General features: G+C 72.7%; 11 protein-coding genes. 10 read left to right on the forward strand and 1 reads right to left on the reverse strand.

Translation table 11 applies throughout. The features are described 5' to 3' along the window. Positions 1 to 107 precede the first annotated feature (107 nt). Genes OG390_RS11945 through cobI form a run of 7 tightly spaced genes read left to right on the forward strand, consistent with a single transcriptional unit; the run spans position 108 to position 11,237 of the window. Positions 108 to 1,163 carry a cobalamin biosynthesis protein gene (locus OG390_RS11945; RefSeq protein WP_406167318.1) on the forward strand — a complete coding sequence of 352 codons (1,056 nt, stop codon included), beginning with the start codon at positions 108 to 110 and terminating at the stop codon, positions 1,161 to 1,163. Further along, the gene (locus OG390_RS11950) at positions 1,160 to 2,695 is read left to right on the forward strand and encodes a cobyric acid synthase (protein ID WP_406167319.1); all 1,536 of its coding nucleotides are present in this window, start codon (positions 1,160 to 1,162) and stop codon (positions 2,693 to 2,695) included. Before OG390_RS11945 ends, OG390_RS11950 begins: the two co-directional genes overlap by 4 nt. Further along, positions 2,692 to 6,345, forward strand: a complete 3,654-nt coding sequence (gene cobN, locus OG390_RS11955) for a cobaltochelatase subunit CobN (protein WP_406167321.1) — start codon at positions 2,692 to 2,694, stop codon at positions 6,343 to 6,345. The genes OG390_RS11950 and cobN overlap by 4 nt, the downstream gene beginning before the upstream one ends. Further along, positions 6,342 to 8,360, forward strand: a complete 2,019-nt coding sequence (locus OG390_RS11960; protein ID WP_406167322.1) for a putative cobaltochelatase — start codon at positions 6,342 to 6,344, stop codon at positions 8,358 to 8,360. The genes cobN and OG390_RS11960 overlap by 4 nt, the downstream gene beginning before the upstream one ends. Next, positions 8,360 to 8,959 carry a cob(I)yrinic acid a,c-diamide adenosyltransferase gene (gene cobO, locus OG390_RS11965; protein ID WP_406167324.1) on the forward strand — a complete coding sequence of 200 codons (600 nt, stop codon included), beginning with the start codon at positions 8,360 to 8,362 and terminating at the stop codon, positions 8,957 to 8,959. The genes OG390_RS11960 and cobO overlap by 1 nt, the downstream gene beginning before the upstream one ends. After that, complete coding sequence (locus OG390_RS11970) at positions 8,959 to 10,509, forward strand: cobyrinate a,c-diamide synthase (RefSeq protein WP_406167326.1); 1,551 nt, start codon at positions 8,959 to 8,961, stop codon at positions 10,507 to 10,509. Before cobO ends, OG390_RS11970 begins: the two co-directional genes overlap by 1 nt. After that, positions 10,506 to 11,237 (forward strand): precorrin-2 C(20)-methyltransferase, encoded by a 732-nt coding sequence (cobI, locus tag OG390_RS11975; RefSeq protein WP_406167328.1) that lies wholly within the window; start codon positions 10,506 to 10,508, stop codon positions 11,235 to 11,237. The genes OG390_RS11970 and cobI overlap by 4 nt, the downstream gene beginning before the upstream one ends. Positions 11,238 to 11,245: 8 nt before the next feature. Here the strand turns inward: cobI and OG390_RS11980 are convergent, their stop codons facing one another. Continuing rightward, positions 11,246 to 11,974 (reverse strand): ZIP family metal transporter, encoded by a 729-nt coding sequence (locus OG390_RS11980; protein ID WP_406167329.1) that lies wholly within the window; start codon positions 11,972 to 11,974, stop codon positions 11,246 to 11,248. 107 nt (positions 11,975 to 12,081) lie between these two features. Here OG390_RS11980 and cobM point away from each other — a divergent pair, with 107 nt between their 5' ends. Genes cobM through cobJ form a run of 3 tightly spaced genes read left to right on the forward strand, consistent with a single transcriptional unit; the run spans position 12,082 to position 15,943 of the window. Further along, the gene (gene cobM, locus OG390_RS11985; RefSeq protein WP_406167331.1) at positions 12,082 to 12,906 is read left to right on the forward strand and encodes a precorrin-4 C(11)-methyltransferase; all 825 of its coding nucleotides are present in this window, start codon (positions 12,082 to 12,084) and stop codon (positions 12,904 to 12,906) included. After that, positions 12,903 to 14,156, forward strand: coding sequence for a precorrin-6y C5,15-methyltransferase (decarboxylating) subunit CbiE (gene cbiE / locus OG390_RS11990; protein WP_406167333.1), 1,254 nt, complete (start codon positions 12,903 to 12,905; stop codon positions 14,154 to 14,156). Before cobM ends, cbiE begins: the two co-directional genes overlap by 4 nt. Beyond that, positions 14,153 to 15,943 carry a precorrin-3B C(17)-methyltransferase gene (gene cobJ, locus OG390_RS11995; protein ID WP_406167335.1) on the forward strand — a complete coding sequence of 597 codons (1,791 nt, stop codon included), beginning with the start codon at positions 14,153 to 14,155 and terminating at the stop codon, positions 15,941 to 15,943. Before cbiE ends, cobJ begins: the two co-directional genes overlap by 4 nt. Position 15,944: the final 1 nt, after the last annotated feature.

Genomic DNA, 15,944 nt, shown 5'->3' on the forward strand with positions numbered 1-15,944 from the left:
ACACCCTGAGTGAGGACATAACGCCATGCGCGGCTGCCCAAGTTCTGTGCGAACGACGCGAAGTACGCGAACGACAGTTGTGCCCGACCTGACGGTCGGCTGAACCGGTGCGTGCCGATCGCGTCTTCGCGTACGGCGCCGCCGCCGGCCTTCTCGGTGACCTGCTGCTCGGCGACCCTCGCCGGGGGCATCCGGTCGCCGCGTTCGGGCGGGCCGCGGGAGCCGTGGAGCGTGTGCTGTGGCGGGACCACCGCGGGTGGGGCGCGCTGCACACCGTCGTGTGCGCGGGCGGTGCCACCGGGCTCGCGGCCCTGGCCCGTCATTCCGTACGTCGATCCCGTACCGCCTCCATCGCACTGACCGCCGCCGCCACTTGGGCCGTCGTCGGAGGGACCTCCCTCGGGCGCGAGGCGCGCGCGATCGGCGACGCGCTCGCGGTCGGCGATGTCGAGGTGGCCCGGGAGCGGCTGCCTCATCTGTGCGGGCGTGATCCGCAGGCACTGGACAGCGACGGCATCGCGCGAGCGGTCGTCGAGTCCGTCGCCGAGAACACCTCCGACGCAGTGGTGGGCGCCCTGGTGTGGGGGGCTGTCGGCGGCGTGCCGGGGCTCGTCGCCTTCCGTGCCGTGAACACGCTCGACGCCATGGTCGGGCACAAGTCCCCCAAGTACCGGCGGTACGGGTGGGCTTCCGCACGGCTCGACGATGTCGCGGGCTGGCCGGGCGCACGGTTGACCGCCGTGCTCGCCGCCGTCGCGGGACGCGACCGGCGCGGGGCCGTGCGCGCCTGGCGCACGGACGCGCCCAAGCATCCGAGTCCCAACGCGGGGCCCGTGGAGGCGTCGTTCGCGGGGGCGCTCGGGGTACGGCTCGGGGGGACCCTCTCCTACGGGGGGCGGGTCGAGCATCGGCCCGTGCTCAACGGGGCGGGCCGAGCTGTTGCGGTGCGCGACATCGAACGGGCCGTGCGGTTGTCGCGACGGGTGAGCTGGCTGGCGCTGGGGGCGAGTGCGGCGGGGGCTCTGCTGTGGGGTCGGGTGACGAGGCACCCGGCGCCGCGGGCTGTGCCCACCCTCCCCCGGGCTCTCGGCCTCGCTCGACCAGGGGGGACCCCCAGCGCCCTGCGGAACGACGGCACACAGCGGTGGAGGACGACATCATGACGGGTCATGGACTGCTCATCGCCGGAACCACCTCCGACGCCGGCAAGAGCGTCGTGACCGCCGGGGTCTGCCGGTGGCTGGTGCGACGGGGCGTCAAGGTCGCGCCCTTCAAGGCGCAGAACATGTCGCTCAATTCGTTCGTGACGCGTGAGGGCGCCGAGATCGGGCGCGCGCAGGCCATGCAGGCGCAGGCCGCGCGCGTGGAGCCCACCGCGCTCATGAATCCCGTACTCCTCAAGCCGGGGAGTGACCGGAGCAGTCAGGTCGTCCTCATGGGCAAGCCCGTGGGGGAGCTGTCGGCGCGCGGCTACCACGGAGGGCGGCAGGAACAGCTCCTCGGGACCGTGCTGGACTGCCTCGCCGAGTTGCGGGGCACGTATGACGCGGTGATCTGCGAGGGAGCCGGCAGTCCTGCCGAGATCAATCTGCGGCGTACCGACATCGTGAACATGGGGATCGCCAGGAATGCCCGGCTCCCTGTGCTCGTCGTCGGCGACATCGACCGCGGGGGCGTGTTCGCCTCGTTCTTCGGGACGGTCGCGCTGCTGTCGCGCGAGGACCAGGAGCTCGTCGCCGGGTTCCTCGTCAACAAGTTCCGCGGGGACGTCTCCCTGCTGGAGCCCGGGCTCGAGATGCTGCACGGCCTCACCGGGCGGCGCTCGTACGGTGTCCTGCCCTTCCAGCACGGCCTCGGCATCGACGAGGAGGACGGGATGGGGGTGTCGCTGCGCGGGGCGGTCCGGGAGTCGGAGGTCGCCTCTCCTGTCGGCGAGGACATCCTCCGGGTCGCCGTCTGCGCGATCCCGCTCATGTCCAACTTCACGGACGTGGACGCGCTGGCCGCCGAGCCGGGTGTCGTCGTGCGGTTCGTGGACCGGGCCGAGGAGCTGGCCGACGCGGACCTTGTCGTCCTACCGGGAACCCGGGGGACGGTGAAGGCACTGGAGTGGCTGCGGGAGCGGGGGCTGGCGGACGCGATCGCGCGCAGAGCCGCCGGGGGACGGCCCGTGCTGGGCATCTGCGGTGGCTTCCAGATACTCGGCGAGCACATCGACGACGAGGTCGAAAGCCGCCGAGGCCAGATGGACGGCCTCGGACTCCTCCCCGTACGCGTGCGGTTCGCGCGCGAGAAGACCCTCGCCCGGCCCGTCGGCGAGGCGCTCGGCGAGCGCGTCGAGGGGTACGAGATCCACCACGGAGTCGCCGACGTCACGGGCGGGGATGCGTTCATCTCCGATGCCAGGGGACACAGCCTGGACGGGTGCCGGGTCGGCGCCGTCTGGGGCACGCACTGGCACGGCTCGCTGGAGTCGGACGGATTCCGGCGCGCCTTCCTGCGCGAGGTGGCGGCCGCCGCGGGCCGCCGCTTCGTGCCGGCCGCCGACACGTCGTTCGCGGCGCTGCGCGAGGAGCAGCTGGACCGGCTCGGCGATCTGATCGAGGAACACGCGGACACGGACGCGCTGTGGCGGCTCATCGAGTCGGGCGCGCCGTCAGGACTGCCTTTCATTCCACCGGGAGCGCCCGCATGAGCACAGTGTTGTTGTTGTCGACCGCCGACACGGACCTGCTGGCGGCGCGTGCCTGCGGCGCCCCGTACCGGATCGGCAATCCGACCCGGGTGGATGTCACGGAGGAGCTCCCGGGGCTCATCGAGGGCGCGGACATCGCCGTCGTACGGCTGCTCGGCGGCAAGCGCGCCTGGGAGGCCGGCCTGAGCACGCTCAAGGCGTCGGGCATCCCGACCGTGCTGCTCGGCGGAGAGGCCGTCCCGGACGCGGAGTTGATGGCCGAGTCGTCGGTGCCGGCCGGTGTGGTCGCAGAGGCGCTGCGGTACCTCGTGGAGGGCGGCCCGGAGAACCTCACCGAGCTGACCCGATTCCTCTCCGACACGGTGCTCCTCACGGGCGAGGGGTTCGTCGAGCCGCAGAAGATGCCCGAGTACGGCGTGCACGGCGAGCCTGCCCTGGTCGCCGGCCGCCCGACCGTCGGCGTGCTCTTCTACCGGGCGCACGAGCTGTCCGGCAACACCGCCTTCGTCGACACGCTGTGCGACGCGATCGAGGCGCGCGGGGTCAATGCCCTTCCCGTGTACTGCGGTTCGCTGCGCGGCGCCGACTCGGGCCTGTTCGAGATCCTCGACACGGCGGACGTGCTGGTCGCCACCGTGCTCGCGGCGGGCGGCACGCACGCCTCGCAGGCGTCCGCGGGGGGCGACGAGGAGGCCTGGGACATCGGCGCGCTCGCCGACCTCGACATCCCTGTCCTGCAAGGGCTCTGTCTGACCTCGTCGAAGAGTGCCTGGGACGAGTCGGACGCCGCCCTCTCCCCCATGGACGCGGCGATGCAGGTCGCGATCCCGGAGTTCGACGGGCGGCTCATCACCGTGCCGTTCTCCTTCAAGGAGCAGGGCCCCGACGATGTGCCGGTGTACGTCGCCGACCCCGAGCGGGCCGCGCGGGTCGCCGGAATCGCCCTGCGCCACGCGCAGTTGAAGCACAAGCCGAACACCGAGAAGAAGCTCGCGCTCGTCTTCACCGCCTACCCGACCAAGCACTCGCGGGTCGGCAACGCGGTGGGGCTCGACACCCCCGCTTCGGCCGTACGGGTGCTGGACGCGCTGCGGGGTGCCGGGTACAGCCTCACCGAATACCCCGCGGGCGGCGACGAGTTGATCCACCGGCTCATCGCGGCCGGCGGTCACGACGTCGAGTGGCTCACCGAGGAACAGCTCGCCGCGGCCCCCGCGCGCGTGCCGCTCGCCGACTACCGGGCGTGGTTCGACAAGCTCGACCCCGAGCTGCGCGACGGCATGCTGGAAGCTTGGGGCGAGCCGCCGGGCTCCCTCTACGTCGACGGCGACGACATCGTGCTGGCCTGCCTCCAGTTCGGGAACGTCGTCGTGATGATCCAGCCGCCGCGCGGCTTCGGCGAGAACCCGATCGCGATCTACCACGACCCGGACATGCCGCCGTCGCACCACTACATGGCGGCCTACCGGTGGCTGGAGAACTCGTTCGGCGCCGACGCCATCGTGCACATGGGCAAGCACGGCACGATGGAGTGGCTGCCGGGCAAGGGGCTCGGTCTCGGCAGCGGCTGCGCGCCCGACGCCGTCCTCGGTGAACTCCCCCTCGTCTACCCGTTCATCGTCAACGACCCGGGCGAGGGCACCCAGGCCAAGCGCCGCGGTCACGCCACCGTCGTCGACCACCTGGTACCGCCGATGGCGCGCGCGGACACGTACGGCGATCTGGCGAAGCTGGAGCAGCTCCTCGACGAGTACGCCCTCGTGTCCGACCTGGACCCGACCAAGGCCCCGGCGGTCCGCGCCCAGATCTGGACCCTGGTCAAGGCGGCGGAGCTCCACCACGACCTGCATGTGGACGAGCAGCCGGACGACGGCGACTTCGACGAGTTCGTCATGCACATCGACGGCTATCTGTGCGAGATCAAGGACGTACAGATCAGGGACGGCCTGCACATTCTCGGTGGCGGGCCGGAGGCCGAGCCGCGGGTGAATCTCGTGCTGGCCGTGCTGCGCGCCTCTCAGGTGTGGGGCGGCGCGGCCAACGCGCTGCCCGGTCTGCGGGCCTGCCTCGCCGAGCACTTCGGCCTGGTCGAGAAGGAGCTGCTCGCCGAGCCCGGCGCGCCGGTGAAGGTGCCGGTCGAGCTGACGGATCTCGTCGAGGGTCCGTCCCGCACGGCGGCCGACGCGATCGATCTGCTGGAGCAGCTGTGCCGCCGGATCGCCGAGGGCATGGAGGAACGCGGCTGGGTGACCGCCGAGAGCGCGGCGCTCGTCCGGGACGTCCTGGGCGTCGAACTCCCGGAGGCCGTTGCGGTGTTGGAGTTCGCCTGCCGTGAGGTCGTGCCTCGGCTCGCCCGTACCACGGACGAGATCGACCACATCCTCAAGGCCCTCGACGGCGGTTACGTCCCGGCGGGCCCGTCGGGTTCGCCGACCCGTGGACTCGTGAACGTCCTGCCGACCGGCCGCAACTTCTACTCCGTCGACCCCAAGGCGATCCCGTCCAGGCTGAGTTGGGAGGTCGGGCAGTCGCTCGCCGACTCGCTCGTGGCCCGTTACCTCCAGGACACCGGCGAGTACCCGACGTCCGTCGGTCTGACGGTCTGGGGCACGTCCGCGATGCGCACCCAGGGCGACGACATCGCGGAGATCCTCGCGCTGCTCGGCTGCCGCCCGGTGTGGGACGACGCGTCGCGCCGGGTGACCGGCTTCGAGGTCGTGGCCCTGGAGGAACTGAGCCGGCCGCGCATCGACGTCACGGTCCGGATCTCCGGCTTCTTCCGGGACGCGTTCCCCCACGTCGTCGGGCTCATCGACGACGCGGTGCGCGCGGTCGCCGAACTGGACGAGCCCGCCGACCGGAACTACGTGCGGGCGCACGCCGACGAGGACACCGCCGAGCACGGCGACCGGCGGCGCGCGACGGCCCGTATCTTCGGCTCCAAGCCGGGCGCGTACGGGGCCGGCCTGCTTCCTCTGATCGACGCGCGCAACTGGCGCTCCGACGCGGACCTCGCCGAGGTGTACGCGGTGTGGGGCGGCTACGCGTACGGGCGCGGACTCGACGGGCGGGCGGCGCGCGGCGACATGGAGACGGCGTTCAAGCGCATCGCCGTCGCCGCGAAGAACGTCGACACCCGAGAGCACGACCTCGTGGACGCGGACGACTACTTCCAGTACCACGGCGGCATGGTCGCCATGGTGCGCCATCTGACCGGCGCGAGCCCGGAGGCGTACGTCGGTGACAGCGCCGTACCGGACCAGGTGAAGACCCGGACCCTCGGCGAGGAGACGCATCGCGTCTTTCGCGCGCGGGTCGTCAACCCGCGCTGGATGGCGGCGATGCGGCGCCACGGCTACAAGGGCGCCTTCGAGATGGCCGCGACCGTCGACTACCTCTTCGGGTACGACGCCACGGCCGGGGTCGTGGACGACTGGATGTACGAGAAGCTCAGCGCGGAGTACGTCTTCGATCCGGAGAACCAGGACTTCATGAAGAAGTCCAACCCCTGGGCGCTGCGCGGCATCACCGAGCGCCTGCTGGAGGCCGCCGACCGCGGGCTGTGGGCCGAGCCGGACGCCGACACCCTGGAGCGGCTGCGCGCCACCTATCTGGAGCTCGAAGGCGACCTGGAGGGCGACGACCAGTGAGTACTCCGTTTCCGTTCACGGCAGTTGTCGGTCAGGACGACCTGCGGCTCGCACTGCTGCTGAACGCCGTGTCGCCGGCCGTGGGCGGTGTGCTGGTCCGTGGCGAGAAGGGCACCGCCAAGTCCACCGCCGTCCGCGCCCTGTCGGCCCTCATGCCGCAGGTGGACGTCGTCGCCGGGTGCCGTTTCTCGTGTGCGCCGGCGTCGCCCGATCCGGCCTGCCCGGACGGGCCGCACGAGCCCGGGACGGGCACCCGGCGGCCCGCCCGCATGGTGGAGTTGCCGGTCGGTGCCTCCGAGGACCGGCTCGTCGGCGCTCTCGACATCGAGCGGGCGCTCGCGGAGGGCGTGAAGGCCTTCGAGCCGGGGCTGCTCGCCGACGCGCATCGCGGGATCCTCTACGTCGACGAAGTGAATCTGCTGCACGACCACCTCGTCGACCTGCTGCTCGACGCCGCCGCGATGGGCGCCTCGTACGTCGAACGCGAGGGCGTCTCCGTACGGCACGCCGCCCGCTTCCTGCTCGTCGGGACCATGAACCCCGAAGAGGGCGAGCTGCGGCCGCAGTTGCTGGACCGGTTCGGGCTCACCGTCGAGGTCGCGGCCTCGCGGGAGCCCGATCAGCGGGTCGAGGTCGTGCGGCGCAGGCTGGCGTACGACGACGATCCCGACGTCTTCGCCGCGCGGTGGGCCGACGAGGAGTCCGCCGTGCGGGCGCGGATCGTGGCGGCGCGCGAGCTGTTGCCGTCCGTGCGGCTCGGGGACGGGGCGCTGCGGCAGATCGCGGCGACCTGCGCGGCCTTCGAGGTGGACGGCATGCGGGCCGACATCGTCATGGCGCGCACCGCGACCGCGCTGGCCGCCTGGGCGGGGCGGACCGAGGTGCTCGCCGAGGACGTACGACAGGCGGCGCTGCTCGCGCTGCCGCACCGCAGGCGCCGCAACCCCTTCGACGCGCCGGGACTCGACGAGGACAAGCTCGACGAGACGCTGGAGGAGTTCGGCGGTCAGGACGGGGACGGCGACGACGATCCCGACCCGGACGGGCCCGGTGGCGGCGGGCGGCCGCCTCAGGACGGGCCCGACGACGGTTCGGCGCCTCAGGCGCCGGGGGACGCTGCCGCGCAGGCCGAAGCGGGCGAGGGCGGACAGCCTCAGGCGGTCGGCGAGCAGTCCCCGGTACGGGCCGCCGAACCCTTTCGTACGAAGGTGCTGAGCGTGCCCGGTCTCGGCGAGGGCGCGGCCGGCCGGCGTTCGCGGGCGCGGACCGAGCACGGGCGGACGACCGGGTCGCGACGGCCCCGAGGAGCGCTCACCAAGCTGCACCTGGCGGCGACCGTGCAGGCGGCGGCGCCGCATCAGCGGGTGCGCGGGCGGTCGGGGCGCGGTCTGGTCGTACGGCGGGACGATCTGCGCCAGGCGACGCGGGAGGGGCGTGAGGGGAACCTCGTGCTCTTCGTCGTCGACGCCTCCGGGTCGATGGCGGCGCGGCAGCGGATGAGTGCCGTGAAGGGTGCGGTGCTGTCGCTGCTGTTCGACGCGTATCAGCGGCGGGACAAGGTGGGGCTCGTGACGTTTCGAGGGTCCGCGGCCGAGGTCGCCCTGCCGCCCACGTCCTCGGTGGACGCCGCCGCGGCCCGGCTGGAGTCGCTGCCCACGGGTGGGCGGACGCCGCTCGCGGCCGGGCTGCTGCGTGCGCACGAGGTGCTGCGGGTCGAGCGGCTGCGGGACGCCGCCCGGCGGCCGCTGGTTGTCGTGGTGACGGACGGGCGGGCCACGGGTGGGCCGGAGCCGGTCGCGCTGGCCGGGCGGGCGGCCCGGTTGTTCGCCGCCGAGGGGGTCGCGTCCGTCGTCGTCGACTGCGAGGCGGGGCCCGTGCGGCTCGGGCTCGCGGGTCGGCTCGCCGGTGAACTGGGCGGCACCGCGGTGACGTTGGACGAGTTGCGCGCCGATTCCATCGCCGGGCTCGTGCGTGATGTGCAGGAGACGCAGAGGACTCCGAGGAGGGCCGCGTAATGCCGCAGGGACAGCCGAGTGCGGTGCCGGACGACGGCCTGACGACGCGACAGCGCCGGAATCGGCCACTTGTCGTCGTGCACACGGGGATCGGGAAGGGCAAGTCGACCGCCGCCTTCGGGCTCGCGCTGCGTGCCTGGAATCAGGGGTGGCCCATCGGGGTGTTCCAGTTCGTCAAGTCGGCGAAGTGGAAGGTCGGTGAGGAGAACGCGCTGCGTGTGCTGGGCGCGTCCGGTGAGGGCGGGTCCGTCGACTGGCACAAGATGGGCGAGGGCTGGTCCTGGGTCCAGCGCGACTCCCAGATGGACAACGAGGAGAAGGCCCGCGAGGGGTGGGAGCAGGTCAAGCGGGACCTCGCCGCCGAGACGTATCGGCTGTACGTCCTCGACGAGTTCGCGTACCCCATGCACTGGGGGTGGGTGGATGTCGATGAGGTGGTGGCCGTGCTGCGGGATCGGCCGGGGACCCAGCATGTCGTGATCACGGGGCGCAATGCCCCCGAGAAGCTCGTCGAGTTCGCCGATCTGGTGACCGACATGTCCAAGGTCAAGCACCCGATGGACGCCGGCCAGAAGGGCCAGAGGGGTATCGAGTGGTGATGTCCGTCCCTCGGCTGGTCATCGCCGCGCCCTCCTCGGGCAGCGGCAAGACCACCGTTGCCACGGGGCTGATGGCGGCCTTCGCCTCGCGGGGGCTTGCCGTGTCCCCGCACAAGGTGGGGCCCGACTACATCGATCCCGGGTATCACGCGCTCGCGACCGGGCGTGTGGGGCGGAATCTCGACGCGTATCTGTGCGGCGCGGAGTTGATCGCTCCGTTGTTCGCGCATGGTGCGCGTGGGTGCGATCTCGCCGTCGTCGAGGGTGTGATGGGGCTGTTCGACGGGGCCGCGGGGCAGGGGGAGCTGGCCTCCACGGCTCATGTCGCGAAGTTGCTCCGGGCGCCTGTCGTGCTGGTGGTGGATGCGTCGTCGCAGTCGCGATCCGTTGCCGCGCTGGTGCATGGGTTCGCTTCCTGGGATCCCGAGGTGCGGGTCGCGGGGGTGATCCTCAACAAGGTGGGGTCCGAGCGGCATGAGGGGATGCTGCGGGAGGCGTTGGACGAGTCCGGGGTGCCTGTCCTTGGGGTGCTTCGGCGGGTTCAGCAGGTGGACACGCCTGCTCGGCATCTTGGGCTGGTGCCCGTGGCCGAGCGGCGCGCGCAGGCCGTCGAGGCGGTGGCCGCCATGGCCGCGCAGGTGCGCGAGGGGTGCGATCTCGACGCGCTCTTCGCGCTGGCCCGTAGCGCGCCCGCGTTGTCGGGTGCGGCTTGGGATGCGGCTGAGGCCGTGCTTTCCTCGTCCCCTCCGCCCCTGCCCGTTCCCGTGCCCGGGGGCTCCTCCGCCAGACCCCCGGATCGGCCTGAACGGCCTCGTCCTCAATCGCCGGACAGGCTGGAGGTGCCGGCCCCGGTCGGTCGGGTGGGGAGTGCCGGGTGGAATCGTCCTCGAACACCGGACGGGCCGAATGGTGCGGGCCCGGGTCGGATGGTGCCCGCACGGCCGAAGTGCAAGACCATCGCCCTTGCCGGTGGTGCCGCTTTCACCTTCTCCTACGCCGAGCATGCCGAGCTGCTCGCCGCCGCCGGGGCCGAAGTCGTCACGTTCGACCCCCTGCGGGACGAGCAACTGCCCGAGGGGACGGGCGGGTTGGTGATCGGGGGCGGGTTTCCCGAGGTGTACGCGCCCGAGCTGTCCGCCAACGAGCCGCTCCGCAAGGCCGTTTCCGAGCTCGCGCTCAGTGGCGCGCCCGTTGCCGCCGAGTGTGCCGGGCTGCTCTACCTGTGCCGTGAGCTCGACGGGCAGCCCATGTGCGGGGTGCTCGACGCCACGGCCCGGATGAGCGAGCGGCTCACCCTGGGCTACCGGGACGCGGTCGCCGTGTCCGACAGTGTGCTCGCCGGGGCCGGGACCCGGCTGCGCGGGCACGAGTTCCACCGGACCGTCGTCGAGCCCGGCGCCGGGGCGGCTCCCGCCTGGGGGGTGCGCGCCCCTCAAAAGCGCGTCGAAGGTTTCGTACAACAAGGTGTGCACGCGAGTTATCTGCACACGCACTGGGCGTCCGAGCCCGGTATCGCCCGTCGGTTCGTCGAGAGGTGCCTGACGTCATGAGCAGCAAGCTGATCGGGGTCGGGGTCGGCCCCGGCGATCCGGAGCTGGTGACCGTCAAGGGCGTCAACGCTCTGCGGACCGCCGAGGTCGTCGTGGTGCCTGTCATGGACACCGGGGAGCGGGGGCGCGCCGAGGCGACCGTCCTGCACTACGTGCCCGAGGAGAAGGTCGTACGAGTCGTCTTCGCGCTCAACGAGCGGAGCGACCGGGGGCGGCGCGAGGCCGCCTGGGATGCCGCCGGCGCGCGCGTCGCGGAGTTGCTCAAGAGGCACGCCTCCGTAGCCTTCGCCACCATCGGCGACCCCAACGTGTACTCGACCTTCACCTATCTCGCGCAGACCATCGGGGAGCTCGTACCGGGCACGGAGATCGAGACCGTGCCCGGTATCACCGCCATGCAGGACCTCGCCGCGCGGTCGGGCGCCGTGCTCACGGAGGGAACCGAGCCGCTCACCCTGGTGCCGGTGACCGCCGGGGCCGCAGTGCTCAAGGACGCCCTGAACGGGCCCGGCACGGTCGTCGCGTACAAGTTCGGGCGGCAGGCGCGCGAGGTCGCGGAAGCGCTGCGCGAGACCGGACGCATCGACGACGCCGTGTGGGGCTCGGCGCTCGGGCTCGAGGACCAGTCGATCAGGCCGGCGGGCGAACTGGACGGTGGGCCCCTGCCGTACCTGTCCACGCTCATCGCGCCCGCTCTGCGCGTTGGCGGACGCGGCGGAAAGCTGTGAGGTGCGGATCAGGCCGCGATGCCCACCACCAGCCAGATGAAGCCCACGCCCGCGACCGTGCACAGCAGGGTCGAACGGGCCGGGTGCTCGTGGTGCGCCTCGGGGAGGATCTCGGCGGCGGCGAGGTAGAGCAGTACGCCGCCGAAGAGGCCGAGATAGCAACCGAGCAGCTTCTCGGGGATGGTGACGAAGAGCGTGGAGGCCGCGCCGACCACCGGGGCCGCCGCGTCCGCGACCAGCATCGTGATCGCCTTGCGACGGGCGTTCCCGTACAGGCTCGTGATCGTGTACGTGTTGAAGCCGTCCGCGAAGTCGTGGGCGATCACCGCGAGAGCGACCGCCAGACCCATGCCGCCGCCGACCTGGAAAGCGGCGCCGATCGCGACACCGTCCATCGCGCTGTGGCCGACCATCGCGGCGGCCGCCGTCAGGCCCACCTCGGGCGCGCGCCCGCCGTTCTCCTCGCCGCCGTGCGCGGCCTGACGGTGGGCCAGCAGGCGTTCCACCAGATGAGCCAGCAGGAACCCGGCCACGAACAGCAGCAGCGCGGCGGGGACGCCGAAGACCTCCTCGCCCGCCGCGTGCAGCGCCTCCGGCAGCAGGTCCATGCCGACCACACCGAGCATCAGGCCGCCGGCCAGGCCCAGCACCAGGTGGCGGCGGTCGGTCACGCGCTGTGCCGTCCAGCCGCCGGCCAGCGTCATCAGGAACGCGCCGAGCGCGACGAGCACCGCCATAGGCCCTTGCTATCCGATCGACCCCCGTTCGCGCACGTCCGACGACGGCCGCGCGGGCACTGACTTTTCGCAACACCCGAGTTTTTCGTAGGAGAGGACCGATTTCCATGGCCGATGCCCCCACCGGCAAGGTGACCTTCGTCGGGGCAGGGCCCGGCGCCGCCGACCTGCTGACGTTCCGCGCCGCGCGCGCCATCGCCGAGGCCGACGTCGTGATCTGGGCGGCCAGCCTGGTGCAGGCCGAGGTCCTCGACCACGCGCGCGAGGGCGCGGAGATCCTCGATTCGGCGACCATGTCGCTGGAGGACGTCGTCGCCGTGTACCGGCGGGCCCACGCGGAGGGCCTGCGGGTGGCTCGGATCCACTCCGGCGACCCGGCCCTGTGGGGCGGTACGCAGGAGCAGGTCGACCGGTGTGCGGAGATCGGCATCGAGACCGAGATCATCCCGGGCGTCTCCTCCTTCTCCGCCGTGGCCGCGCTCGCACAGCGCGAACTGACGATTCCCGAGGTCGCCCAGTCCGTGATCCTCACCCGGCTCGGCGGCGGCAAGACGCCGATGCCGCCCGGTGAGGAGGTCCGCGAGTTCGCCCGGCACGGGACGACCATGGCGCTGTTCCTCTCGGCCGCCCGCAGCGGCCAGCTGGTCCGGGAGCTGCTGGAGGGCGGCTACCCCACCTCCACGCCGGTCGTGGTCGCCTATCAGGCGACCTGGCCGGAGGAGCTGATCGTGAAGTGCACGATCGAGACGCTGGAGGAGACCGTCAAGGAGCACAAGCTCTGGAAGCACACCCTCTTCCTGGTCGGCCCGGCACTCGACGCGAGCGGCACCCGCTCGCACCTCTACCACCCCGGTCACTTCCACGGGTTCCGCAAGGCCGACCCGCAGGCGCGTGCGGAGCTGCGCGCGGCGCGGAAGGGCAATCCGTCGTGATCAGTGTCTTCGGTACGGGGACGGGGGCGCCGCTGCCCCCGGAGGCCACGTCCGCTCTCGCCGAGGCCGGGCTGGTCGTGGGTGCCCGGCGGCATCTGGCGGCCGCGCGGCCGCCGCAGGAGGCCGAACAGATCGTCCTCGGGCCGCTCGCACCCGCCCTCGACGCCATCGAACGGTATAGGGAGAAGCAGGAAGGCCGGGTCGTCGTACTCGCCTCCGGCGACCCCGGGTTCTTCGGGGTCGTGCGGGCGCTGGCCGAACGGTTCGGCGCGGAGCGGCTGGACGTCAGCCCCGGCGTCTCGTCCGTCGCGACCGCCTTCGCGCGGCTCGGGCTGCCCTGGGACGACGCGGTGGTCGTCAGCGCGCACGGGCGTGATCTGCGCACGGCCGTCCAGGTCTGCCGAGCCCGGCCCAAGGTGGCCGTGCTGACCGGACCCGGCTCCGGACCCGCCGAGCTGGGCGCCGCCCTCGCGTACCGCAGCGCCGAACGCATCCTCGTCGTGGCGAGTGCCCTGGGCGACCCCGAACACGAGCGGGTGGAGCGGGTCACGCCCGCCGAGGCCGCGGCCCGTGACTGGGGTACGGCCGTGAGCGTCGTCCTGTGCCTGGACGAGTCACGTGCCCTCGCCCCCGTGCGGACCGTCGCCGGGCCGCCGTCCGGGCCTGCCCAATGGGCCCTGGACGAGAGCGAGTTCGCACACCGCGACTCGATGATCAGCAAGTTCGAGGTGCGGGCGCTCGCGCTGGCCCGGCTCGGGCCGCGCCTCGGCGAGCTGATCTGGGACGTCGGCGCGGGCTCCGGGTCCGTCGCCGTCGAGTGCGCGCGGTTCGGTGCCGCCGTCACCGCGATCGAGAAGACGCGGGACGGCAGCGACCGCATCCGAGCCAACGCCGCGGCGCACGGCGTGGACGTACAGGTGGTGCACGGGGCCGCTCCCACGGTGCTGTCCGATCTGGACGACCCCGACGCGGTCTTCATCGGCGGCGGCGGACGTGAACTGCCCGCCATCGTCACGGTCTGCGCGCGACGGGCCCGGCGTGCCGTCGTGGTCGCCATGGCAGCGCTGGACCGAGTGCCGGCGGCCCGGGACGCGCTCACCGGCGCCGGGTTCGACTGCGACGGCGTGCTGCTGCAGTCGTCGCGGCTGGCGCCGCTGCCGGGTGGCGTCACCCGGCTCGCCGCCACCAATCCCGTTTTTCTGCTGTGGGGCGTCCGGCCTCCGGCCCGTACCGAAGGAGTCCCCCAGTGATCGGCCTGATTTCCGCCACGGTGGCGGGGGCGGCGGCCCGTGACCGGCTCGCCACCGCCTGGCCCACCCGTACGCGGGTGTACGACGGGTCCGTGGGGGACGCCGTGCGGGCCGCGTTCGCGCAGTGCGAGCAGGTGGTGTGCTTCCTCGCCACCGGGGCGACCGTGCGGCTCGTGGCGCCGCTCCTTTCCGACAAGGCGACCGACCCCGGCGTCGTGTGCGTCGACGAGGCGGGCCGCTTTGCCGTGTCCCTCGTCGGCGGGCACGGGGGCGGTGCGAACGAACTCGCCCGCGAGGTGGGTGAGTTGCTCGGGGCCCAGCCCGTGGTGACCACGGCGACCGACTCCGTCGGGGTGCCGGGGCTGGATACGCTCGGGTTCCCGGTGGAGGGGGATGTCGCCGGGGTCTCCCGGGCCATGCTGGACGGGGAGCCCGTCACGCTGGAGGCGGAGCTGCCGTGGCCTCTGCCCGCGTTGCCGTCGAATGTCACCTACCCGGCGCCGGGGGCCGCGCCCACCCTCCCCCGAGCTCTCGGCTCCGCTCGAGCAGGGGGGACCCCCATCGCCCAGCGGAACGATGGCCCGCAGCCGGGTACACCCGTCATCCGCGTCACCGACCGTGCCGTCGAACCCGTCGAGCGGCAGGTCGTGCTTCGGCCGCCCTCGCTCGCTGTCGGTGTAGGTGCCTCCAAGGGCGCGCCCGTCGATGAGGTACTCGGGCTCGTCGAGGACGCCCTCCGGGGGGCCGGCCTTTCGGCGAAGTCCGTTGCCGAGATCGCCAGCGTCGACGCCAAGGCCGCCGAGCCCGGCATCGTCGCGGCCGCCGAGCACTTCGGGGTGCCCGTGGTGACGTACACCGCCGAGGAGTTGGCGAAGGTGGCCGTGCCGAACCCCTCGGACGCGCCGCTCGCCGCCGTCGGGACCCCTTCCGTGGCGGAGGCCGCCGCACTCGTACGCGGTGGTGAACTCCTGGTCCCCAAGCGGAAGTCGGAGCGCGCGGACGGGCAGCCGGCGATGGCGACCTGCGCCGTCGTGCGTCGGCCCGCGCGCGGACGGCTCGCCGTCGTCGGGCTCGGACCGGGTGCGCGCGATCTGCTCACGCCCCGTGCCAAGGACGAACTCCGTCGCGCCGGCGTGCTCGTCGGGCTCGACCAGTACGTCGACCAGATCCGCGATCTGCTGCGACCCGGGACCCGGGTCCTGGAGTCGGGTCTCGGCGCCGAGGAGGAGCGTGCGCGTACGGCGGTGGCGGAGGCGAGGCGCGGGCAGGCCGTCGCGCTGATCGGCAGCGGCGACGCGGGCGTGTACGCGATGGCGTCGCCCGCGCTGGCCGAGGCGTCCGACGACATCGACGTGGTCGGGGTGCCCGGGGTGACCGCGGCGCTCGCGGCCGGGGCGATCCTGGGCGCGCCGCTCGGCCACGACCACGTGTCGATCAGCCTCTCCGATCTCCACACGCCGTGGGAGGTCATCGAGCGGCGCGTGCGCGCGGCGGCCGAGGCGGACATCGTGGTCACCTTCTACAACCCCCGCAGCCGCGGCCGGGACTGGCAGCTGCCGAAGGCGCTCGCGATCCTCGCCGAGCACCGGGAGCGGACGACGCCGGTGGGTGTCGTCCGCAATGCCTCCCGGGCCGACGAGTCGAGCCGGGTGACGACGCTGGGGTCCCTGGATCCGGCGATCGTGGACATGATGACCGTGGTGACCGTGGGCAATACGGCGACCCGGGAGATCGCCGGGCGCATGGTGACACCGCGCGGCTACCGCTGGCAGGAGGAGCCCAAGTGAG

Origin of the sequence: Streptomyces sp. NBC_00996 (assembly GCF_045162675.1) — a bacterium.
Taxonomy (GTDB): Bacteria; Actinomycetota; Actinomycetes; order Streptomycetales; family Streptomycetaceae; genus Streptomyces.

Bases quoted from the DNA above. Each gene is read 5' to 3' on its own strand.
- cobN (WP_406167321.1), top strand. From the start codon at position 2,692: ATGAGCACAGTGTTGTTGTTGTCGACCGCCGACACGGACCTGCTGGCG.
- OG390_RS11950 (WP_406167319.1), top strand. From the start codon at position 1,160: ATGACGGGTCATGGACTGCTCATCGCCGGAACCACCTCCGACGCCGGC.
- cobM (WP_406167331.1), top strand. From the start codon at position 12,082: ATGGCCGATGCCCCCACCGGCAAGGTGACCTTCGTCGGGGCAGGGCCC.
- cobO (WP_406167324.1), top strand. From the start codon at position 8,360: ATGCCGCAGGGACAGCCGAGTGCGGTGCCGGACGACGGCCTGACGACG.
- OG390_RS11970 (WP_406167326.1), top strand. From the start codon at position 8,959: ATGTCCGTCCCTCGGCTGGTCATCGCCGCGCCCTCCTCGGGCAGCGGC.
- OG390_RS11980 (WP_406167329.1), bottom strand. From the start codon at position 11,974: ATGGCGGTGCTCGTCGCGCTCGGCGCGTTCCTGATGACGCTGGCCGGC.
- cobI (WP_406167328.1), top strand. From the start codon at position 10,506: ATGAGCAGCAAGCTGATCGGGGTCGGGGTCGGCCCCGGCGATCCGGAG.